This is a genomic window from Pontibacter mangrovi, from assembly GCF_006385705.1.
Lineage (GTDB): Bacteria > Bacteroidota > Bacteroidia > Cytophagales > Hymenobacteraceae > Pontibacter > Pontibacter mangrovi.
This window is the reverse complement of the sequence record NZ_VFRQ01000006.1, coordinates 177,523-198,892: the sequence shown is the minus strand read 5'-3', so window position 1 is coordinate 198,892 and position 21,370 is coordinate 177,523. Positions and strand designations below refer to the sequence as shown.

Here is a 21,370-nt window from a genome sequence, read left to right as displayed (position 1 = left end):
TTTATGCTCCAAAGGTAGACTGGCAGAACGCCAAAGTGTGTCGCTGTGAATATTACAGATTAGGAAAAACAGAATTTGTTTATTTAGCCTCTGTGTCAGCTTCTTTTGCTTTGGCTCTGTCAGCTTCCTTCTCAGCCTTTTTAATGTCATAGCAGGCATCTTTGAAGCTTGTTACTCCTTTTATGAACTCAGATATAGCCACAATCAATTCCTTCTTCTCATTCACCCGAAGGTTGTCCAGGTAGGAGTTCGATAGCCTGGTGTTAGAGTAGGCTCCAATCATGTTGTGGTAACCATTACCTCCCGCAATTAACTCATGGGTCAGGTATCCATTCCGTAGGTGTTTTGCTGCCTCTGACTGGTACATGCTCGCCTCGTCCTGGGAAAGTATGGCATCTACATACACCTTATTATGAACCTTATCTATCGACAGCGAGAAACTGTTAGAACACGCTTTGATGTTGAGGATACCATTTTTAAAGTAGACTCTGGTGCTACTTCTCGTGTCATTGGCGATGTAGCCCTCAAGTACCACTTTGAACTTCTCCTTACTCAGATATAAATCGTCCTCGTTAGGCTTTTCACGTACCTCATTAGTGATTACGAAGTCTTTCACAAATCTCTTTAGCTCGTCCAGTTCGTCATTGGTTTCCAACTTACAGCCTATCTCAATGGAGTTGCTGTTAGAACTGGATAGCAGGTTCATGGAGGATATCACACCGTTTTTTTCGTTAAAATAGAACTTAGCGTGTAGGTTATTTACCAGCCGTGGTGTAATACTCAAACTTTCGACCTGCTCCCAACTGGCAGCGTTCTCTGGTTCGTTGCGCACGAAGAAGTCTATCCTTACGCCACGGTTCTTTGCTTTGACCAACTCATCTGCCAGCCGCTGCCAATTCCTGAAATTAACGTAGGGTGATACGATGATTAAGTATTGTTTCGCATCATAGATTAGGTCGAGAATTTCCGTACTAATCCTATGAGGTTGTAGTATTTTCATTTTTTAAGTAGTGACTGAATAAGAAAGGTGCTACAGAAACAGGAAAGCTAAAATTATAGACAAAGCGACCGCATTGAATATCAGAATGTACCTGTTTATTTCCACGCCTTTACGCAATAAAGCTTGTTCTTCAAGTAAGTTTTTATTTAGTGTTTGAATAGTGTTAGAAAGCTGATTGCTCGTATTAGAAACCTGGTGCTTTACATATCTAATTTCATTTAGGGTTTCAGTTTTGCTCTTGTCAATCGCTTCTAAGAATAAAGCTCTATGTGACATCAGCCCATTATTGACCTCAGACTTTACTTTATTTAACTTATTTGAAGTCTCAGTTCTACCTGTTTCTATTGCTTCTAATGTCAAAGTCCTATGGGACATGAGAGCATTGTTCAGTTCGGTCTTGAGGCTTCCGATTCTATCAATGCTATCTTGAAAGACATTTCTTAACTCTGATATATCAGTATGGAACTCATCAGAGGTAGCAGTCTTAAAGTCATTGAATGACTGATTAATAGAGGAAGATAACTTATGTGCCTCGGAATCCATCTTTTGAACTGACTTCTCTAACTCAGACAACAGTTCATCAATTTTTTCCGACTTTGCCCTTAAGTCAGCTTCTACAGACTCTTTATAATCCTTTGTACTTTGTACAAAGGTATCTACCTCTGAAATTACTTTAATTGCGCTTTCCGCATTCGAAGATGTAATGTCGTTAATGCTTCTAAGTCGCTCTAACTGTTCAATCAGGCTCTCAAACTCTTCCTGGATTTTTATAGTCTCTTCCATTTTAGGATACTTTATTTAGGAATTGGTTTAATCTGAAAACGGTACGGTTCAGCAACAGCTCATTAGTCAGTGGGCTAATGAGCGGCTTGATGGCTGGGTTGATATCCAGTACCTTATTATTAAAGACTTTAATTAGTTCTTTGCATATAGCCCAGTCTTCTAACTGCAATAAGCGTTTGAAGCCTTTTCGATAAAGCTCAATAGCCTGATTTACTAATGGACGGTCTATTGCGACTGCTGTGTCTGATTCTTTTGTATCTAAAGCAAACAAGCTGTAGGAGGTAAGTAGGTCGATACTTGCGTTATCCTCTGTCATGGAGATACGAAGGTTAGCGCAGGCACCTCGTAAATGTTTGGCATTGTCAATTTCACCACCCAGTCCGTCTGGTGGCTCAGAAATATAATCTAAGTATTTTTTTACGATTCCAGCATTTTCAATCTTTCCGCCATCAGTATCCTTAGGAAGATAGTCAACCCTTGCATACTTAGAAGTGAAGTAGTAGATAATGTTCTCCCTAAATGCTTTATCTCCCTGTTCAAAGCCTATATTGCAAAGACCCTGCATGTAGTCTATAGACATTTTTCTCTTCTTAGAGATTTCTATATCTATAAATTCAATCAAGGTATATAACACCTTTTCTAAGATAGTGGCATCTTCTTTCTCTTCAACTTTGCTTAGCCATATTTTTGTTGTTTGATTACCACGATACCTCCTTAAATATTTTTCAAAGTTATTTCTATATTCCTGGTCTGTCTTGGCTTTAAACCTTACCTCAATAAAGCGACCCACATAGTCAATCACATAATCATCAATGATGCCAGCTATCGACATTCTGTAAATAGCTCGTTGAGTATCTGATGCATTCCTGATTTTATGGTAGTTCGTTTGAAGGTATTCAACTGTATCGGCATTTAGGTTAAGTTTTCTACTGAACCCAGTAAACTTACCGTATTGGTACGCCAGGTTTGATATGAAGTCGTATTCGCTTGAGCTGAAATTATAAGCCGCTCTTATCACTACTTCTTCAAAATCTTCATACCCCACACTTACCAGTACTTCCTTCATCTTCGTGATGGTATCGTTAGTAAAACCAATTTTGAGGATGTAGTTCTCTCTGTGTTGGTTTTGAAGCATGGTTTTGATACCATCGGTTGATTTTGTTCGCAACCATTCCAGATAATCTCCATCTGAAACCTCATGCCTCAATATACCCTTAGCGTAATTCAGGATTTCAGTAGCTTTAACAGCGTCAAAGTTTTTTACAGCATCAGGATAGCTTCTTAAATCTCGCTCTAAATCAATATTCCCTATTGTGATTCTCTTTGTGGGGTCATCTTTCCATGCACCATTTACATAAAGATATCTGTCCTTATAAAGCTTAATTGAGCTAACCTCAGGAAACTTATCTTGAACCTGCCGATTCAGAACATTAACATAAAAGTTATCTTCATACTTAACCTCTTCCAAAAGCTCATTTATAATCTGCTTCTCCCGTTCTATACCTTTAAATGCGTTTCGATAGAAGTCGTAGTTTGTCTGAATATCAGCAGGATGATAGACTATCGAGCAGATAGATGGGTAGCCATCCCTGCCAGCTCGACCAGCTTCCTGGTAGAAACTTTCCACAGAATTTGGAAAGGAGTAATGGATAGAGTAACGAATGTTGGGCTTATCAATACCCATACCGAAAGCCTTAGTAGCTATCATAAGGTTTGATTTGTTCCTTATGAAATCATCCTGGTTCTGATACGACAGCACTGCCTCACTCTCTATTCTATCATCTTTTATTGTATCATCATCAGAGCTGCCAAAGAATGTTCCTGTTTTTAAATAAGTTAGCTTCTTCAGATAATCGTTGAGCGATATGACACCATTTGGAAGCTTATTGGATTTAGTCGGACAGAAGATTACGCCAGCGTTTCTGTAAGTATTGTCTTCTGGTTGAAAGAAATACGAAACTTGATTTAGGTAGCCATAGTTTTTTTCATGCTTCTTTATTTTTTCAGGTAGCTGTTCTATAGTCCTCTTGATAATGGAGTATTTGTCTACTCCTAAAGCCTTTTCGCGCTGCCAATACTCAATGCCTTCAGATACAGGTGTGTCGACTTTTAATATTTCAAAATTGAGTTCTTTCCTGTCGATTGCTTCCGCAGGAAGACTTACAATGGCGTTTTCTTCCATTTCAAGTTCCCGCTGCACGTCAGCAAGCACATCGAAAGAGGCAGTTGCGGTTAAACCGTACAGCGTCAGGTTACCGCTCTTAGGTTTACAAAACCTTTTCAGGTTCTGCGCAAGCTTTAAGTAGGTATGTCTAAAGTCATGCCCCCATTCCGATACGCAATGTGCTTCATCAATCACAGCGTAGCTATAGTACACTCCGTTGTTTATGCAACTATAAAGCGAGCTTCTGAACACCTCAATTTGAAAGCGCTCTGGTGAAACGAAAAGGATTAAAAACTTGCTTTCGGTAAGGCTTTCGATGTTCTTCTGTCTTTCGTCTTTGGTGTTGAAAGAGTTGATGAAAGCTGTCCTGGTGATGCCGTTCTCAATCAGCTTATCGTATTGGTCTTTCATCAACGAGTTGATAGGGTCAACGACAATGGTTACCCCAGGATGAAGAATAGCGCATATTTGATAGGTAAGTGACTTACCACCGCCAGTCGGTAACAACCCTATAACATCTTTTCCCTGTATTGCTCTGTTGATGATGGCTTCCTGACCAGCCCTAAATTTTGTCTTCCTGAAAATATTGTTCAGAAAATATAGTAATGCCTTCTCCTGCTTCTTTGTTTTGTACTCGAAATGTTGCGTGTATTTATCGTTAACTTCCTGCTCGATAACCTTTCCTAACTTAGCATAGTTAACTCGCCTGTCTGTTAATACTCTACAGTAATAGTCTTCATCAGGGTCATGGGTAATAAAGCTACTGATTGCTCGACAGTTTCTATCTTTTGCGTCTGTGCTTATTCTGATTGCATCTGTATCAGTGCTGATTTCGAGTATCGGTATCTTAACTTCATTGTTAGAAGCCAGAGAGTTAAGCGCAGTAAAAAGTTCGTTTAAATCCTGAATTATAGCGGTTGCTAATGGTGCCTGTAGTCGGTTTAGCTGAACCTTAGCAACATTCTCATAAGCAACATCAAGTAAAGAAAGTAGAGTCGCAGTCTGCACCTGTGCGGCAACTATGAAGTCGTACAGCACCTTGTACAATGCCAGGTACTTTGAGCCAAGCTCCACTACATCCTCAATAGTGCAGGAGTTAAAGTGGTTTAGAAGTTGACACACTAACTCTTCATCTAAATCCTCGAAAAAAGCATCATCAAACTTGGCTGTGGTAACTGCCTTATCACTTGAGAATCCTAAGAAAGCTTCAGGTAGGTGCGCAGACAGAACTGATGTGCTTAAGCTAATTGAAGCTCTTGTTGGAGTTCCTCTGGTTACGAGGTTCCAAGCAACTTTAAGTAGGGGAGAGGCTTCATTGTAGTTTATGTATTCAGGTAGATTCGATATTGTGAAAAACAGGCTGTTTGTGTAAAACCTGCTAAGCACATCATCTCCTGCAATTTGTCTCAGGCGTTCATTAAGCTCGTCAACATAGTAACCTGCTCTAAAAACAGTCATGGCTAAAAGGTAAAAGTTTGTCTTATATAGTAAGCTTTTAAAATCTTAAGTAGTAGGTGATGCATGTAATCAATACTCCCAATCACTATGCGACACAGGCAACCTATTCAGTTCATCCCTGTGCTGCCGCCAATTCGGCATGAACTGGTTCATGTAGGCTATGAATTGGTCGTTGTGGTGGCGTTCGAGCAGGTGAACCAGCTCGTGGACGATGATGTACTCTAAGCAGTTTTTCGGCTTCTTCGCCAACTGCAAATTAAGCCAGATGCGCTTGTCTTCGATGTTACAGGCTCCCCATTTGGTCTTCATCTGTTTCACACCCCAACTGTCGGCTTTCACACCAATTACAGTTTCCCATTTTGCTATCATGTCTGGTACAATGGCTTTCAACTGCTTTCGATACCACTCTTTCAGTACTTTCGCCTTTTCTTCCAGCGTAGCGCCAGGTCGAACATACAAGTTGATTTGGCGGTTATTTTTGAACTCCACCTTGTTATAGCCATCCCGTTCTATCACGTTGAGCAGGTAGCGCTGACCGAATAGGTAATGGCTCTCGCCTGAGATGTACTCACGTGGCGTTTCCCGTTCCTGGTTCTGAAAGTTCTTGATATGCTTCTTTATCCAGCCCAGCTTGGAGATGGCAAAGAGGCGTATCACTTCGCTATCGGTGTGCGATGGGGCGGCTAAGCGAACCCTACCTGTCGGAGGGTAAACCGCCAAGTGCATGTTCTTTATCGCTTTTCGTACTATGTCTACCTCTATGTTGGCTATCTGTATCGTTTCCTGCTTAGTACTCGTCATTCTCCCTGATAATTTTCATCAACTCCTCTGCTTTCTCTTCATCTTTCAGCACCTCGTTTACAGCCAACCGAAGCTTCTTTTCTTTCAGCCAATGGTCACGCCAATCGTCCATCTTGGTGGTCTGTATGATGCTGTCCACGGCTAAAGCAAGTGTCAGGTCTTTGTCCAAGTTGTCATACAAAGCTCGTTTGCCTTTGGTGGTAAGGGGAGTGGGGTAATCTGATGTTTTGGCTGGCTGCTCCACCTGCTCTGCCAGCTTCGCTATCTTATCCAGGTACTCCTTATAGGCTATCACAGCGGCTTTGCGTTGCTGTATCAGCTCGTCCAGCAACTTAGACATCTTCTCGTAGTACTTCGGGTTGGAAGCCGATTCTTCGATAATCACCTTCCGCATGTTGTTCTCGATGGTCTCTGCCATTGCTTCCTGCTTCTTCTTATCGTTTTTCTTGTACTCGCCTTCGTCCTCATTTACTTGCAGGATAAGCTGTACCAGCGATTTGTTCTCGAAGTCGGATATCTTTTTGCTGCTGTTGGCTGACAGGTACATGTCCATGAGTTGGCGCATACCAGGCTCATAGCGTTTCAGGTCTACGTAGTCACCACTGGCGTTCTTGATGGTATCACGCAGGTCGGAGTAGTATTTGACTTCTTCCTTTATCTTCTGTGCCTGCTCTGCGGTATAGCCAGCCTTTTCCATCTCGTTTGCGATGTTGGCATAGGCTCGCATCAGGGAAGCGGTGGCTTTGTAGAGGGCTACACGTTTTTCCTCGGTCTTGCTCAGGTCGTCTCGGTTTTCTGTGTTGCCACAGAAGAATCGGATAAAGGTTGGCTCGTCTTTTGGAAACACGGGTTCGCACATGGCTTTCACCGTTTCCAAAGCGGTGTCCAAATCCTCTCGGCTCTTTTCCAGTCGGTCAACAAGCAAGCCTTTCACATCATCCGAATCATAATCATCTAAAGCACCAGAGGTATAGTCTTTAATAGACTTCTTTAGGCTCTTGAACAGGTCTTTATAGTCCACGATATAACCGTACTCCTTATCTTCTGTATCGACTCTGTTCACCCTGCAAATGGCTTGGAACAAGCCGTGGTCTTGCATGCTCTTGTCGATGTAGAGGTAGGTAGCAGATGGCGCATCGAAGCCTGTGAGCAGTTTGTCCACCACGATAAGCAGCTTCATCTTAGCTGGTTCTTTCTTGAACTTGGTCTTCACCTCGTCCTCGAATAGCTCGGGCGTTTTGCCGTTGAGCATCTTCTGGTATACCTCGTACTGCAACAGCTTATCGGTAGGGGAGCCTTCGCCTGTTTCTTCTCCTTTGATGTCGGCTGCCGTGGGGTTGTAGGAGGTGATAATAGCACATTCCTTTAAGCCATACTGTTGGAACAGCTCGTAGTACTTGCAAGCCTGGTAGATGCTGCCAGATACCAGCATGGCGTTGCCTTCACCGCTGGATAAGCGAGGTCTTACTTTGAAGTCTTTTATGATGTCGAAGACAATCTTTTCGAGCCGAGACTTAGAACCCAACACCTTTTGCATCGTTCCCCACTTCTTCTTCAGCTCCACTCTGGCTACATCGGTCAAGCCTTTTGTTTCGGCATCGAACCACTCGTCTATGCTTTGCTGGTCTGTTACGAACTGCTCCACATCACGTGCTTCATAGAGCAAGTCCAGCACCACGCCATCTTCTACGGCTTCATCGAACTTGTAAGGGTTGCCGATGTACGGACCAAATATCTCTATACTTTTCTGCTTGTCTTTTTTGAGCAGGGGAGTACCCGTAAAACCAATAAACATGGCATCAGGCAGAATGGCTTTCATGGCATCGTGCAGCTTGCCTGATTGGGTGCGGTGGCACTCATCTACGAACACGTAAATGTCGCCTTTCGCTTTAAAGTCCTGTGCTAAGTTTTGTTTCAGCTCTTCGATGTAGGAGTTTACATCGCCTTCTTCTGACTGCCGACCGAACTTATGTACCAGGCTACAGATAAGCCATGGTGTCTTTTCATTCAGCACACGGAGCAGGTCTTTGCCGCTGGTGGTGCGGTAGATATTTTCATCCACCCCAAGGAACAGCTTTTGTATCTGGTCGTCCAGTTCGTCTCGGTCAGTGATGATAAGCACACGGCTGTCTTTCACATTCTCCCGAATCCATTTGGTGAGCCAGACCATGGTAAGACTCTTTCCGCTGCCCTGCGTGTGCCAGATGATACCACCTTTACGTTCACGCACGTGCTGCTGAGCGGCTCGTATGCCGAAGAACTGGTTAGGGCGGCACAGCTTTTTGATACCACCATCGAACACTACAAAGTCGTGTATCAGCTCCAAGAAGCGTTTCTTTTCGCATAGCAGCGACAGGTGCTTATCCAGCAGGTAATCGTATTGCTTGTTGCTTTCTTCTTTCCAGCTTAGGTAATACTTCTCGGGTGTTTCTATGGTACCATAGCGTAAGCCCTGTGTGTCGTTGCCTGCCAGCACCAACTGCATGGTGGTGAAGAAACGCTCTATGAACTCGGGTTTCTGGTTGTCCAGGTTCTGGCGTATACCTTGCGTAACGCCACACTTGCTGCGTTTTAGTTCCAGTACGCCAAGCGCAATGCCGTTGACGTAGATAACGATGTCTGGGCGCTTGTTGTGCTTGCCTTTCACTGTTACCTCTTCGGCTATAGCAAAGTGGTTTTTATGTGGTTCTTTCCAGTTGATTAACCAGACCGTATCCTTGTTCTTGCCTACTTCCTCTTTCTCTGACACGCCATAACGGAGCATGGTATATACCTCTTTGTTGGCGGCATACAGTCCGTTGGTGAGGTCTGAGGCGGCTTTGGTGAGGGTGTCGATGGCTTTGTTTGCCAACGTAGCGGAATAGCCCTGCTGCACCGTAAGGAAGTTGAACAGCAAGCCTGTTTCTACTGGCAGCGTGCGCTCTTCCTTTTCCCAATCACCTAAGTAGTGATAGCCAAGCTCCTGCTGAAACAGAATTTTGATACGGTCTTGGGTTTCCCGTTCGGATTTTCCCACATCGTTGCTCATACCAGTCTGGTTTTTCCTGTTAACAGTTCCTGCATCATACCTTGCTTTATGCGCTGGTACTTTGCCTTCTTCTTTTCAAGATTTTCTATTTCGGCATCCATGTCGGATAGGATAGTGGCAATAGCTTCTTGCTCAGGTAGTGTCGGGGGAACTGTAATTGGTAGATTCTTTGTGTCTTTCTTAGATATCTCAAGGAATGTGGAGCCAATTGCTTTTTCAATAAGCTCATTTCTCTTTGTTAATATTAGATAGTAAAGAAATTCGTTATTTATGACCTTAGAATTACATAATAATGACTTGAAGCCTTGATTCGTTGAAATTTCAACATTAGCTATTCTAACCACACCTATCGTTGCTCTGCTGCAAAGCAGTAATGTGCCTTTAGGTAGAAGATTTGCAGAGCTATTTTGGAGAGCTAACTTTGATATCTTTTTCTCAGTTGTCGTGATGTATTTTCCTTTGCAGCTCGTTATATCGGTTGGAGTACACCACCAAATATCATCTGCCCAGTATGAACTTACAGAGGTTTTGGGAGTTCCTCCACTAATTACCTCAGCAACTTCACCTAATGTTTTCTCTACCCATTCACCCTCAAACCCAGGTAAGCGTTTGCCACCTTGCTTGGGAGATTTAAGCAGTTGCTGCATCGCACCTTGTTTGATGGCTTTCTTTTTGGTGATAAGCTTATCCAAGTTGTTGATTAAAGCATCAACATCACTTATAGTTTTAGCTATTAAGTCTCTTTCTGTAGAAGATGGTGGATATGGTATTCTAAAAGAATTTAGAACTTTGTTAGTGATTTGATTAATAGTAGCTCCTAAGTTCTCTTCAATCTGCTTTTTGATAATGTTAGATTGAAAAGCATGATAGACATATGCGTAACTTGAAGACCTGTAAACCGACATGAAAGCTCCAAATGATTCATTCTCGGCTTTACTATCAATCACAGCACATTTACCAATTAGATTTCTGCTACCGTTTCGAACACAAATCAGTATATCACCTACTTTAGTTCTGAGCTTTTCAGGTATAACTGAATTAACATAAACATTGTCGTTATAGGTAAGAACATTCTCTTGAATGTTAGAGGAACGCAGTACTAATGTTCCATCTTTACAGATGTTTTCTGGTTTGTATGTTAACCCAATAATGGTGTCCCCAATATCACCTAAGGTAATAACATCCCAATCTTTAGGTATAACCCCAACCTCAGTTTTCTTGTATCCTTCCCTTACTTGGGCTTTGTTTTCTGCTGCTATCAACTCCATACCAATCCCATTCTTTGAAGGTGAGCATCTACATTAGCTGTTAACTCGGCTACTGCGCTGTCTACTTCGCCTAAGGTGATGTCATAGCGTTCTGCCAAATCTTTAATTCTGGTCGTCAGGCTATGGGAGATAGCTTCAACTTCACCCTGTACCGTAGCATAAAGCGTAGCCAGCCATTTATCATCCACCACCAGCACTTTCACTTCGTCAGGAGTCAGGTGCTTATACTTCAGCAACACCTTTTCTTCCAGTACCTTGTATTCCTCTTTTATAGCGTTTGATAACTGGCTCATAGCTTCTAACCGCTCCATCAAAGTATGCAGCGTTCTAATTTCGGCTAAGTATTCACCTTCCTGAGCCTGCAACAGTTGGAGTTCCAGTAAATTGTTTAAGCTGTGACGCTGCGTTTTAGCTACTTTCTTTAACTGCGATTGCTCTGCCACTAAATCCAGGTACTCGGATAAGCAATTCACCTCTGCTGCCAAACCGTTCGGCTGAGATGTTGCGTCCGCAGAAGCTGTATGAAACAAACCTGTCTGTCCGTTGCTGTTTGAAGGCGAAGCGGTAAGCAATTTTTGCAGTTCAGTTAACCTATCCTGCACATTACCCTTTGCTAACTTACCCTTGGCGTTAAGGCATTTATCGAAGAAGCTCATGGTGGTTTCTCCTTGCAAAAGGCTGGTGAGATTGCTCTCGCATTGCTCTAATGCCGTAACAGCTTCCTGGTAGGCAGCATAACCATCTTTAAAATGGGCTGCAAATGCTAAGTTCTCGTACTCTTCCAGCTTGCTTGCAAGTTCGGCTTTGTTCACCCTGCTGCTTTCCGCATCATCAAAAATGCCATCCTCACCGCTATTGTCCTCTACCATCGTGTTGAACTCGTTTTGCAGGTTTTCCAGCTCGGCTTCCTGCTGCTGTATGGCTTGCCATTCTTCGGTGAAGTAACGGTTTATCACCAGCGGCTTTGGCACCAAGTCGCTGTCATAGGTAGTTTCCTTTTTGGTTTGCTTCACCACACGCAGCTTTGCTACCCATCCTTCTTCTACAATCAGGTAGGCATCATCCTTCATGGTCTCGTTCCAGTAGTCCATCAGGTGCTGGTAGATGTCGTACTTGTTCACGAGAGGCTTATTGGTATACTCTTCCAGTAGCGATTCCGCCACGTTGTATATGAGCGCCTTTGGCTTCGTATTTTCGTCTATACCCAACAGCACAGGCTTATTCTTTTCTACCCATGTATGGAACACCGCTTCCATTTCCTGGCTGAACTGCTTGAACTCAGGGTGGGAGAAAATGGCTTCTTTTATCTCGGAGGCATCAATGTTAAGCTGGCTGTATCCCTCACGCAGCGGAGCGAATATCTCTGCTTTCAGCGATGGGTATACTTTCCAGAAGTTATTCAGCGATTCGATGTCAGCGTTCGGTATACCACCATTCAAGTGAGCATCCAAATCATGGATGTCTTCTGCTTCCTGCGTGTCGATATAGCGTGGTATGTTCAGGTTGAACTCATTCGCTTCAATCTCGGCAAACGGTACGAAACGGGCATACTTATCAACCGTGGCGTTCTTCTTGAAAGCATCCACAATGTTATGGACATCCTGCTCACGAAGCCTGTTCTTGTTGCCATCTTTGATGAAGCCTTTGCTGGCATCAATCATAAAGATACCCTCACGTGTGTCAGCGCCTTCTTTGTCCAGCACGATGATACAGGCAGGTATACCCGTACCATAAAACAGGTTGGCAGGTAAACCAATGATGCCTTTGATGTATCTGCGCTCAATTAGGTTCTTACGGATGGTTGCTTCTGCGTTGCCTCTAAACAGCACACCGTGCGGCAAGATAACCGCAGCCTTTCCTGTGCTTTTCATAGATGCCACAATGTGCAGAAGGAAAGCATAGTCACCGTTCTTGTCTGGCGGTATACCGTACTCTTTGAAGCGGTCGAATTCATCATCCATTGGAGAAATACCATTGCTCCAACTCTTGGTGGAAAAAGGAGGGTTGGCTACCACGTAATCGAAACGTTTCAGTGAGCCATCCTTCTCTTTGAACTTAGGTGTGGAGATGGTGTTTCCTTTCTCGATAGAAGCCTCTGGGTGGTTGTGCAGCCACATATTCATCACCGCCAGGGCTTTGGTGGCATTGTCCATTTCCTGACCGTACACACTCAAGCCCTTAGGCGACTCCTGCACTACTTTCAGCAATAGCGAACCTGAGCCACAGGTAGGGTCATACACAGAGTAGGAGGGGCTTATAGCCTTGTCCACCTCAATGATGTTTGCCAGTACTCGTGATACTTCGGCAGGCGTATAGAACTGCCCTTTGCTCTTGCCTGATTCAGTGGCGAAGTGGCGCATCAGGAACTCATAGGCATCGCCCAGGATATCATCATCCTCCGCTCGGTTGTTCTTGAAGTTAAGCGCAGGATTCTCGAAGATGTTAATCAGCTCTGATAGCCTATCTACCTTATCCTTACCACTCCCAAGCTTATCATCATCGTTGAAGTCGGTCAGGTCAATCGTGCCTGTCAAACCGTTTGCCTCCGCCAGCGGCTTGATGATTTTTTTATTAATCTGGTCACCGATGTCTTTCTGACCTTTCAGCGCCACCATGTCCTGGAAGCTGGCACCTTCTGGTATTTCAATAAGACCATCGGCTTTGCCTGCGTACTTATCTGACACATACTTGATGAACAGCAACGTCAGCACATAGTCTTTGTACTGCGAAGCGTCCATACCCCCTCTAAGCTCATCACAGCTTTTCCATAAGCTGCTGTACAGCTCTGATTTCTTAATCGCCATTATTATTTTTTATTGGAAACTATAAGTTCTTTCACGTCAATGTCCAGTACCTCCGCTATTGACCACAGAACTTCCAAGCGTGGTTGCTTCCTGTTCTGCGCATACGAGTTGACCATGTTGTAGCTCTTGCCAATGCGTTGGGCAAGCCACGTCTGCGACATCCCTTTCTCAGTAAGGACTTCCTTGATGCGGTTCATGGTGTGCTGGTTGAAGTTACACCACAAGATAATATATTAATATTCTATATCTTATTTTTTGAGATAAAAAAAGGCGATGAACTGCTTCATCGCCTTAGGGCATATTAAATCGGATAAGTCATGGTTTAGTTTGGTGACTGCACAGGGGGAGCAATTACAGTAGTATCATTATCATTGATAGCGGGTATTAAATCTACTTGAGAATCATCAGTGATTTTCGTGTTCCTTTTTATACCTACCAACGGTTTACGCATTGCTCTTTCCAGCTTAATCATATCTGTTGGCAAAAAGTCAAGCATTTTATCCCAATCCTCCCTGTTAAAAATACTCACGCCTGATACATAGAATCCGACCCGACTACTAATCTTATCATCTAATCGCTCCCATTTCAACGTTCTTCCAAACTCCCGCTCAATCGAGTCTCTGTATTTTATCAGTTCATCGTACAGCAGCTTGTTCTCGTCCTTGTTGGATTTGGCAAATGTAAGCGAAACACCCGCATAGGATTTTGTAACGGTAAAAGAGTAAACGAGACCACTGATTCCTGTACCTCCCGAGCTTACCCAATGGTCTTTGGTTGCGCTGGTGCTTTGGAAGATAGGCGTCTTTCCTTTCAAAAGTGGTAGAAGCTTGTTCCAGAACTCCATCCTGATGTGGTGGCGAGATTTTAACCCTTCTTGGGTCGTGATTTCCTCCTTTGTCTTCTGAGCCATGCTGATTACGAACTCTTCTGTGTCCTTAGTCGGTATGATTTGTTCCAAGGTGAGGAACAGTTGGTCTCCCAATACGAATGGGGTGGTTTTGAAACACTGAATCCTAATGTTAAAATCCAGCAGCCAAAGCACGGTTGAGGTAACTTCTTTCCTAAAGTTAGCAGCGACCATCATAATCCGCTGTGTTTGCCTTTGGTTCAGTGTAATCTCGTCATATTCTAAATTGAAGAAGTCTGCAAGGTTGCTTTCCGCTTCCTCATTCAAGCCTTGTCTATCCAGGTACTGTTGGTAGATGCTACGAATCTGTTCTTTGGTGAGTGTTGCGCAGTAAGATGCGTACTTTTGCACTTGCCAAGTCACGTCACGCCCTGTATCATCAAGTTTGTTTTCAATTACCACTATGTTGCCTGACTTATCCAAAGCCAACAAGTCAAGGCGTTCATTAGTATCGGAGAACTTATCAAACTCCTTCTGGATTATCAGGAGTTCTTCCCCAAGCGCTTCTGGGTTGTAAGCCAGCCACTCTTGTAAATGTTGTCGCTCCCGAAGTCCAAGTTCTCCGAACGACTTCTGTTCAAGTTTTTGGATGCGGTTCAGAATTCTATCAATCAGGTACATAGTTTATGTTCTAATTAGCTTTTCTTAATATTCCAAGTAATACAGTTCAATACACCACCTTGCGCAGCGATGTCGTTGCTATCAACTGTCGCAATATTACTCGCAGGGGATAACTGTTCAAACTGCCTAACAACCTGCTCATCTTCCTTCATACCAAAAACTGGTAATATAATCACCTCTTTCATTTGCAAGTAATTGATATATACACCATTTGCATGTATTGGCTTTGCGTTACAATAAGGATTGTAAGGTATCTCCATCCAATCCAGACCAGCGTTGTGCAGCGCCATGCGAAAGCTCCGCTGGAATTGAGGTTTCTCTTTTGAGTAATCATTTATTAGCACCGTTCTGTCATCCAGAAAACGCACCATACCATCGGCATGACCGATTTTATCTGACGAGTCGGCAGGTATTATGACTATACGCTCAACTTCGAGATGTTCCTGTAAGGCTTTGATTAGTTTTTTCTCTGGTATTTGAGGGTTCTCCGTGAATACCTTGTCACACATAATAGCCTTATTTGATGCCCTAACTACGTTTCCGCCATCGACCTTGATAGCCGATTTTGTTGGCACAATACCGATTGATGAACAAATGGCATTGGTGTCGGAAATCGTCTTCTGCCACTGTTTGCTTTGAAGATAGTCGGGGTCAAATACGAACTGCACGAACCTGTCAGCAGCAAGCTGAATCGGCATATAATCCCTTGACCATATATCCTTCGTGCCAGGAAGTAGTTCAAAGCTTATGCTGCACTCAGTCAGCACCTTCTCTAAGTTCTGGTAAAAATCGGGATACATCTTCGGAAGCGTATCAGCAAGATAAAGGAAGTTGGTTTGGTCGTCAGTTATCATTTTGCCATACGTTGCTGCCAGATAGATTTGAAGACCTTTCCTACCTCTTTGAACTCGTCATAGGTGAAAGTGTCTGTCTTGGCGTTGTTGCACCAATAACAGCATAGGACGATGTTCTTTAAATCATTGTAAGGCAGGTTTGGCTCCTTGCGGTCGTATTCAAGTTTCCTGCCCCTCGTGGCGATGCGCTTTGTTGCAAGCTTTCCGCTTTCGAGCAGTTCGGCTATCTCGCTTTCGGTAATATCGCAGTAGTGGCACTTCCTTTCCAGTTCGTTATACCACTTATAGAAGTCCTCAAAGACAGGTGTGAACTTCTTCGTCGTCCATATTTTCCTGATTTTGGCTATTCGCTCCCGTTCAGGTCGCAGTTCCTCATACCATTGTGTCAGTGTGGGTCTTGGAAGTGATAGCTTTTGCTCTATTGCTGCGAAATTCTCACCGCAGATTATATGGAGTCTCAAAAATTCTTTTTGCTGGTCTGTCATTAAATCTTTGCCTAATGTGCAATGTATTTGAGAAAAATGAATGCTGAAGCCTATTGCTTATAGGGAGTAAGAACGTATCTGTTGCTAAATACAATTAGCTTTTTACAAGCCCTGGAAAGAGCAACATATAGGTTTTTGTGGCACCTGAACTCGTGTGCGTTGAGGATGATTACTGTATCAAACTCCAAACCCTTTGTTAACAAGGTAGTCCCGATACACTTCCCATAAATTTTTCTACCGACTTTGCGAATGTTGTTTCTTTTGTTAACCATCGACTCAAAAACAGTAGAAGAGTTTTGTTCGGCTTCGATTAAAGCTTTACACAAGGTAGAGAGCAATTCTTTTCTATAGCATTTTATTCCAGGAAGCGTCTGAATTTCAGTTAGAATCTTGGCTATCAGTTTAAATGAAACACCTTCCTTCAACCTTTCTATCATCGCTGTAAGCGGAAGAGTTCTTTCTTTATCTGCTGGTTTTGCCTTATTCTTCACCCCCTTCGCATTGAGCCATAAATTAACTCCTGTTGTATTGAAGACCTCGTTGCAGATTTCAATAATAACAGCCATGAAATTGTCTTCGGATATTGTATCGACTCGTTTGGACAGAGTATAAAAATCTTTATGGTCTATTGACTCAATAAGGCGGCAGATATTATTGAAACTTTTAATAAAGTTCAACCTTGGCTCTATTCTGGCTGATTCAGGGTGAATCACAAGAATACTTTCTTCTGTGGTCAAGAGACTCAATATTTGTGTACGATTATACTTGTACAAGTCTCTTGTGAGAGTAGTCTCGATAGATGCATAATTTCTAAGGTCAATTGAATCACCTTGTAAAAGCTTTCTTCTGAGAGCATCTAAGTCATTTCCCAACTGTTCGTTGTTACCGTTCTTCCACCTCCAAGGCTCCGACAATGCGAAACGGTTATTAAAAAAACCGCCCATCATGTCAGTGCTATTCATGTCTACAAGCGACTCTCTACCAAATTCGAATATACCCTGTAGAAAATCGCCAAGTAGTCTTGTAGGTAATATGTCTGAAAGACAACTTACCAGGTTATGATGTTCTATTGTACAATCTTGGTACTCGTCTACAAATAACCCGTTGTAGGTACTCGTAATAACTTTTGTTATAGGTTTTAACCTCAAAAGCTTTATCGCATTATTAATAATGTATGGGTAATATTGCCTATCGTCCTGGCTCGGAATTTCTTCCCCATTACAGAAGGAAAATACATATTTTTGGGCGAAGCTTGTAATAGTCTCAATGTTGTATCTGCTGCTTGCTATACCAGACTTTTGAAGCTTTTCCTTTATAGAGGCAACTCCTGCGTGCGTGTGGGTTAGGATGAGTTGTTTTCCTTCTGTGTGCCTGATTGACTCGGCAATTGTATGAGTCTTACCGTAACCAGCAGGTGCTATGAGCAAGCTTTTATCTTTGGCAACAAATTCTTGGTGGTTAAGCATGCTCTATCCATTTTGAAAGTTTTTCGAACTGTTCGTTAAGTCTGCTGTCTTTCATATCTGAAAAATAGTCACAGCAGACGGTTCCTAACATTTCACCTTTTGTGATGCTTTTAAACCACTCCCTATCCTTTGCTACATCACCTAATGTGAGCCTCAGCATTTCATCTTCAACATCAGCCCAACCTTCTTTCAACACCCCATTTTTTACATAGTGTTTGTATCTATTGCCAACGCTATCTTCTACAGAGGCATTCGATGTCGAGTGTTTTTGTTGCTCAATTAATTGTTTTACACCAGCCCAAGGTAAGTCCTTAAAAACCTGCTGCTCGATGCTGAGATTGTCTTCACAGTCTATAATAGATATACCTTGGGAGCGGAGTGACTCCTTAACTCTGTTTACATTTGGTTCATCGGAATCGCAGAACATACATACTTCAAAGCCCGCTCTTAAAAACCCATCCGAATATATGACTTGGTTCGAGCCTTTTCCATCAGTGAGTTTTACTCCTTCCAGAGTAGCACTGGTTCTCCCCATTTTAATCCGATGGTTATTAATTGCCCTAACTATGCCAACTTCCGTTGCGCCCTCGCATACTATAATCTTTTTAGCAAAGAAGGCTTCGGGATTCGCACGTAGCACTCCCTGAAAAGAATCATCAAAATGGAAGAGCCTTTTGGCATCTTTTGCCATCCTGTATAGATTCTCAGCCTTAAGCTCTACTAAAACATCTCTTGAATGTGTGATAATGAACACTTGCCCTTCATAGGATTCTCTTAATGTCTTAGCAAGATGCTGCGCCCTATCTGGTTCCAGTCCTTGCTCGATTTCATCTATTAATAAGATGCCCCCTACTGATTTTGCAACTTCTACCTGAATCGCAATAGAAATCAGTCTTTTAGAACCTTTACCCTTTAGCCTAAATGGGATGCTGTCTTCATGAAGGGTAACTTTGCCTTCCTTTACAATGATATCTTTTAAATCAACTGTTGTATTCGCCTTTTGAATATCAATTCCAAAACCAGCAGAAGAAGATTTGATTCGAGACATCACAGAGTCAAATTCGCTAAACGAATTATTGTCTATCTTACTTTTAGCATCTCTTAATGCATCAATGATAGGATTACCATTCTCACGTAGGTCGTTGTCCTCCTGCCTTAGAAGTGAATAGAGTGGATTGCCTTTATTCCATGAGAAATGTTTGTCGACATAATCTGATACAAAGAACATATTCAGACTTGCCCTGTCACTTGCCCTAATTTCGATATCCTCTTGCCTGACGTTCGTAACGCACCACCTTGGCTCTAAGTCTCGCTCTACGGTAAACCTGATAGTTAAGGCTTCAATATGAGAATCTTCTAAGGTATCATGAATAGTATTTGTAGTCATATCAATACCTCGGATGTATAGACCAAATCTACTTTCCTGTAAAAGCCTGGCAGGTAAATCATAAAGGGTAGCTTCAATTATGATTGGTTCGTCAATATTACAGCCGTAGAAGTCGGTGTCGAAAATAGAAAGGTTCCAGTTTCCGCATAGCACATAGGAGATGGCATCGAGAATTGTGGTTTTCCCTGAGTCACCTCGCCCTATTATGCATACGAAACTGGATAGACCGAACACCTGCTCAAAGTCTTTGATACTCCTGAAATTGCTGATTCTTAGGGTATGAATTTTAGCCATCTATCTGCTTTATGAAAATCGTTATGGTCTTATCTCAATAGGTGTTCCCAAAGGCACAGCACTGTAGAGTTCGTCTATTTCTGTATCTGTAATCGCCATGCAGCCCATCGTCCAGTCAAACCATCGGTGGAATTTCGAGATAAAGCCAGTACCATTCCGAAGCCCATGTATCTTTATATCGCCACCAGGTGATTTCCCCATACTTTTGGCATATCTGATATCCTCAGAGTTAGGGTAGGAGACACCTAAGTTCTTGTAATAAGCACTGTTTGGATTTTTGTCATTAATAATGTAACTGCCCACGGGAGTCTTTTTATCAGCTTCGTATTCTTTATCACCCTCTGGACTTCTTCCCAGAGCGATGGTATATGTCTTCACAAGCTCGCCACCTGAGTATGCCAGAAGCTTCCTCTCTGATTTCAGCACAACCAGTTTATCTATTTGGGTGCCTACAGGTAGTTTTGGCTCAGGGTAGATGTAATAAACAGTTACTGCTATGCATGCAGCTACTGCGATAAAACTAAATATCTGCTTTCTGGTCATTTATGCTTGTTAGGTTGCTTTGGCAACATCAGGTGGTTAAGGATGTCTAAACATCTTATAAGCACAATATAGTAACAATAATATACAATATGTAATGCCTGCCTGAAATTTAACCGTGGACAAACATGCGCTAAGCCATCTGATTTGTCGTAGGGTATGAAATGTCTTTCTTTTGTATTTCAGATATGATTATGAGAAACCGTTTATACTTTGTTTTAGCTGCTTTTTTAGTCCTGGCAGGGTGTAAGGAGACGGAGGTAACACCCGAACAGCCAGTATACACACCTGTAAGTGAGCATGTCGCTTTGGGAAACCCAAGCAACGCCACTGCCGAAGTGTCTGATTTTAATAACTTCCTGATGGTCAAGCCTCAGTATGTGCTATCCTACAGCCGTGACCGTGGCACTCCCAATTGGGTGAGCTGGCACTTGAGCAGTACATGGACAGGTTCTGCCCCACGGCAGGACGATTTCAGGGCGGATATGGCTCTGCCAGCGGATTGGTATAGGGTTAGCGCCTCATCCTACACTGGCTCAGGCTTCGACAGGGGGCATAATATACCATCGGCAGACAGAACCAGAACGATGGAGGACAACTCCGCTACCTTCCTGATGACGAACATGATACCGCAGGCTCCGAACAACAACAGGAACACTTGGGCTAACCTCGAAGATTACACCAGAGACCTCATAGATGATGGAATGGAGGCATATGTGATAATGGGCAGCTACGGTATTGGTGGTGTGGGCAGCAACGGAGCGGTTAATACCATAGACAACGGCAGAGTAACCGTGCCGAAGAATATCTGGAAGGTGATAGTGGTCTTGCCTGAAGGTGATAATGATATCAACCGCATCAGTACCAGTACACGAGTGATAGCCGTAAACACACCCAACGTCAACTCCATTGATTCAGATTGGGGTACCTATAGAACCTCTGTGGATGCCATCGAGCAGGCAACAGGCTACGACTTACTTTCGGCTCTTCCAGACGAAATTGAAAACTCTCTTGAGTCAAAAGTCGATACTGGACCAACCAGATAAACCTACTACTAATCACCATAATAAGGGTATGACAAACGTTGCTATAATGCAAAGATTACAGGAACTCACCCATGGGTTGTTCTTCATGAGTGAAAGCGACTATCCACTCGAAGTTGTTGAATTTGATAAAGTTGAGGCTGCTGAATTATCCGATGCGGAAGTAAAACAGATGGCAGGACAACCATCCGATGCAAAGGTAGAAGCAGTCGACTTGGCTTACTTTCTGCGGAACATGACCAAAGCTGCTCCTGAGGCAGATGATGCGGCTAAACAGATAGCTGAGCGTTACCAGGTGCTTCAGGCTTATATGGAACAGCATCTGAGAGATGTCAAAGTGTTCCGAGTAGGCAGAAGAGAGGTAGTCGCACTGGCTATAGGCATCCTCCCAGAGGGAGGATATGGTGGTTTCAAGACTATAGTGATAGAAACCTGAAACTTCTTTCTGTTTCTACATGGCTGTCAGC

16 protein-coding genes are annotated in these 21,370 nt (G+C 43.0%); 2 read left to right on the top strand and 14 right to left on the bottom strand.

Annotation, left to right across the window (positions count from 1 at the left end; translation table 11 throughout):
• Positions 1-79: 79 nt before the first annotated feature.
• The 14 genes from FJM65_RS12715 to FJM65_RS12650 form a co-directional block, all read right to left on the bottom strand.
• Positions 80-1,000, bottom strand: a complete 921-nt coding sequence (locus FJM65_RS12715) for a phospholipase D-like domain-containing protein (RefSeq protein ID WP_140621916.1) — start codon at positions 998-1,000, stop codon at positions 80-82.
• Between the two features lie 30 nt (positions 1,001-1,030).
• Entirely contained in the window at positions 1,031-1,783 is a 753-nt protein-coding gene (locus FJM65_RS12710; protein WP_140621915.1) for a hypothetical protein, read from the bottom strand.
• 1 nt (position 1,784) lies between these two features.
• Positions 1,785-5,405, bottom strand: coding sequence for a DEAD/DEAH box helicase (locus FJM65_RS12705; protein WP_140621914.1), 3,621 nt, complete (start codon positions 5,403-5,405; stop codon positions 1,785-1,787).
• A 69-nt stretch (positions 5,406-5,474) separates the two neighbouring features.
• A complete protein-coding gene (locus tag FJM65_RS12700) occupies positions 5,475-6,206 on the bottom strand; it encodes a M48 family metallopeptidase (RefSeq protein WP_140621913.1) in 732 nt (243 codons plus the stop codon).
• Positions 6,193-9,234, bottom strand: coding sequence for a type I restriction endonuclease subunit R (locus FJM65_RS12695; protein ID WP_140621912.1), 3,042 nt, complete (start codon positions 9,232-9,234; stop codon positions 6,193-6,195). Before FJM65_RS12695 ends, FJM65_RS12700 begins: the two co-directional genes overlap by 14 nt.
• The gene (locus tag FJM65_RS12690) at positions 9,231-10,502 is read right to left on the bottom strand and encodes a restriction endonuclease subunit S (protein WP_140621911.1); all 1,272 of its coding nucleotides are present in this window, start codon (positions 10,500-10,502) and stop codon (positions 9,231-9,233) included. Before FJM65_RS12690 ends, FJM65_RS12695 begins: the two co-directional genes overlap by 4 nt.
• Entirely contained in the window at positions 10,493-13,306 is a 2,814-nt protein-coding gene (locus tag FJM65_RS12685) for a type I restriction-modification system subunit M (RefSeq protein ID WP_140621910.1), read from the bottom strand. Before FJM65_RS12685 ends, FJM65_RS12690 begins: the two co-directional genes overlap by 10 nt.
• A gap of 2 nt (positions 13,307-13,308) precedes the next feature.
• Positions 13,309-13,503: a helix-turn-helix domain-containing protein gene (locus FJM65_RS12680; RefSeq protein ID WP_140621909.1), complete on the bottom strand. Its 195-nt coding sequence runs from the start codon at positions 13,501-13,503 to the stop codon at positions 13,309-13,311.
• A 125-nt stretch (positions 13,504-13,628) separates the two neighbouring features.
• The gene (locus FJM65_RS12675) at positions 13,629-14,834 is read right to left on the bottom strand and encodes a DUF4268 domain-containing protein (RefSeq protein WP_140621908.1); all 1,206 of its coding nucleotides are present in this window, start codon (positions 14,832-14,834) and stop codon (positions 13,629-13,631) included.
• Positions 14,835-14,848: 14 nt separating this feature from the next.
• Positions 14,849-15,688, bottom strand: coding sequence for an agmatine deiminase family protein (locus FJM65_RS12670; RefSeq protein WP_140621907.1), 840 nt, complete (start codon positions 15,686-15,688; stop codon positions 14,849-14,851).
• Positions 15,685-16,173, bottom strand: a complete 489-nt coding sequence (locus FJM65_RS12665) for a hypothetical protein (RefSeq protein WP_140621906.1) — start codon at positions 16,171-16,173, stop codon at positions 15,685-15,687. Before FJM65_RS12665 ends, FJM65_RS12670 begins: the two co-directional genes overlap by 4 nt.
• 50 nt (positions 16,174-16,223) lie before the next feature.
• Positions 16,224-17,639, bottom strand: a complete 1,416-nt coding sequence (locus FJM65_RS12660; protein ID WP_140621905.1) for an AAA family ATPase — start codon at positions 17,637-17,639, stop codon at positions 16,224-16,226.
• Positions 17,632-19,320 (bottom strand): ATP-dependent nuclease, encoded by a 1,689-nt coding sequence (locus FJM65_RS12655; RefSeq protein WP_140621904.1) that lies wholly within the window; start codon positions 19,318-19,320, stop codon positions 17,632-17,634. The genes FJM65_RS12660 and FJM65_RS12655 overlap by 8 nt, the downstream gene beginning before the upstream one ends.
• 21 nt (positions 19,321-19,341) lie before the next feature.
• Complete coding sequence (locus FJM65_RS12650) at positions 19,342-19,863, bottom strand: L,D-transpeptidase family protein (RefSeq protein ID WP_140621903.1); 522 nt, start codon at positions 19,861-19,863, stop codon at positions 19,342-19,344.
• Between the two features lie 185 nt (positions 19,864-20,048).
• Here FJM65_RS12650 and FJM65_RS12645 point away from each other — a divergent pair, with 185 nt between their 5' ends.
• Both FJM65_RS12645 and FJM65_RS12640 read left to right on the top strand, forming a co-directional pair.
• Complete coding sequence (locus tag FJM65_RS12645) at positions 20,049-20,906, top strand: DNA/RNA non-specific endonuclease (RefSeq protein WP_239022941.1); 858 nt, start codon at positions 20,049-20,051, stop codon at positions 20,904-20,906.
• A 28-nt stretch (positions 20,907-20,934) separates the two neighbouring features.
• Positions 20,935-21,339 (top strand): nuclease A inhibitor family protein, encoded by a 405-nt coding sequence (locus tag FJM65_RS12640; protein ID WP_181163712.1) that lies wholly within the window; start codon positions 20,935-20,937, stop codon positions 21,337-21,339.
• The last annotated feature ends 31 nt before the right edge of the window (positions 21,340-21,370 follow it).

Coding starts and splice junctions, on each gene's coding strand:
- FJM65_RS12670 (WP_140621907.1), bottom strand. CDS start 15,688: ATGATAACTGACGACCAAACCAACTTCCTTTATCTTGCTGATACGCTT.
- FJM65_RS12640 (WP_181163712.1), top strand. CDS start 20,935: ATGACAAACGTTGCTATAATGCAAAGATTACAGGAACTCACCCATGGG.
- FJM65_RS12665 (WP_140621906.1), bottom strand. CDS start 16,173: ATGACAGACCAGCAAAAAGAATTTTTGAGACTCCATATAATCTGCGGT.
- FJM65_RS12710 (WP_140621915.1), bottom strand. CDS start 1,783: ATGGAAGAGACTATAAAAATCCAGGAAGAGTTTGAGAGCCTGATTGAA.
- FJM65_RS12655 (WP_140621904.1), bottom strand. CDS start 19,320: ATGGCTAAAATTCATACCCTAAGAATCAGCAATTTCAGGAGTATCAAA.
- FJM65_RS12705 (WP_140621914.1), bottom strand. CDS start 5,405: ATGACTGTTTTTAGAGCAGGTTACTATGTTGACGAGCTTAATGAACGC.
- FJM65_RS12675 (WP_140621908.1), bottom strand. CDS start 14,834: ATGTACCTGATTGATAGAATTCTGAACCGCATCCAAAAACTTGAACAG.
- FJM65_RS12690 (WP_140621911.1), bottom strand. CDS start 10,502: ATGGAGTTGATAGCAGCAGAAAACAAAGCCCAAGTAAGGGAAGGATAC.
- FJM65_RS12685 (WP_140621910.1), bottom strand. CDS start 13,306: ATGGCGATTAAGAAATCAGAGCTGTACAGCAGCTTATGGAAAAGCTGT.
- FJM65_RS12645 (WP_239022941.1), top strand. CDS start 20,049: ATGATTATGAGAAACCGTTTATACTTTGTTTTAGCTGCTTTTTTAGTC.
- FJM65_RS12650 (WP_140621903.1), bottom strand. CDS start 19,863: ATGACCAGAAAGCAGATATTTAGTTTTATCGCAGTAGCTGCATGCATA.
- FJM65_RS12715 (WP_140621916.1), bottom strand. CDS start 1,000: ATGAAAATACTACAACCTCATAGGATTAGTACGGAAATTCTCGACCTA.
- FJM65_RS12660 (WP_140621905.1), bottom strand. CDS start 17,639: ATGCTTAACCACCAAGAATTTGTTGCCAAAGATAAAAGCTTGCTCATA.
- FJM65_RS12695 (WP_140621912.1), bottom strand. CDS start 9,234: ATGAGCAACGATGTGGGAAAATCCGAACGGGAAACCCAAGACCGTATC.
- FJM65_RS12700 (WP_140621913.1), bottom strand. CDS start 6,206: ATGACGAGTACTAAGCAGGAAACGATACAGATAGCCAACATAGAGGTA.
- FJM65_RS12680 (WP_140621909.1), bottom strand. CDS start 13,503: ATGAACCGCATCAAGGAAGTCCTTACTGAGAAAGGGATGTCGCAGACG.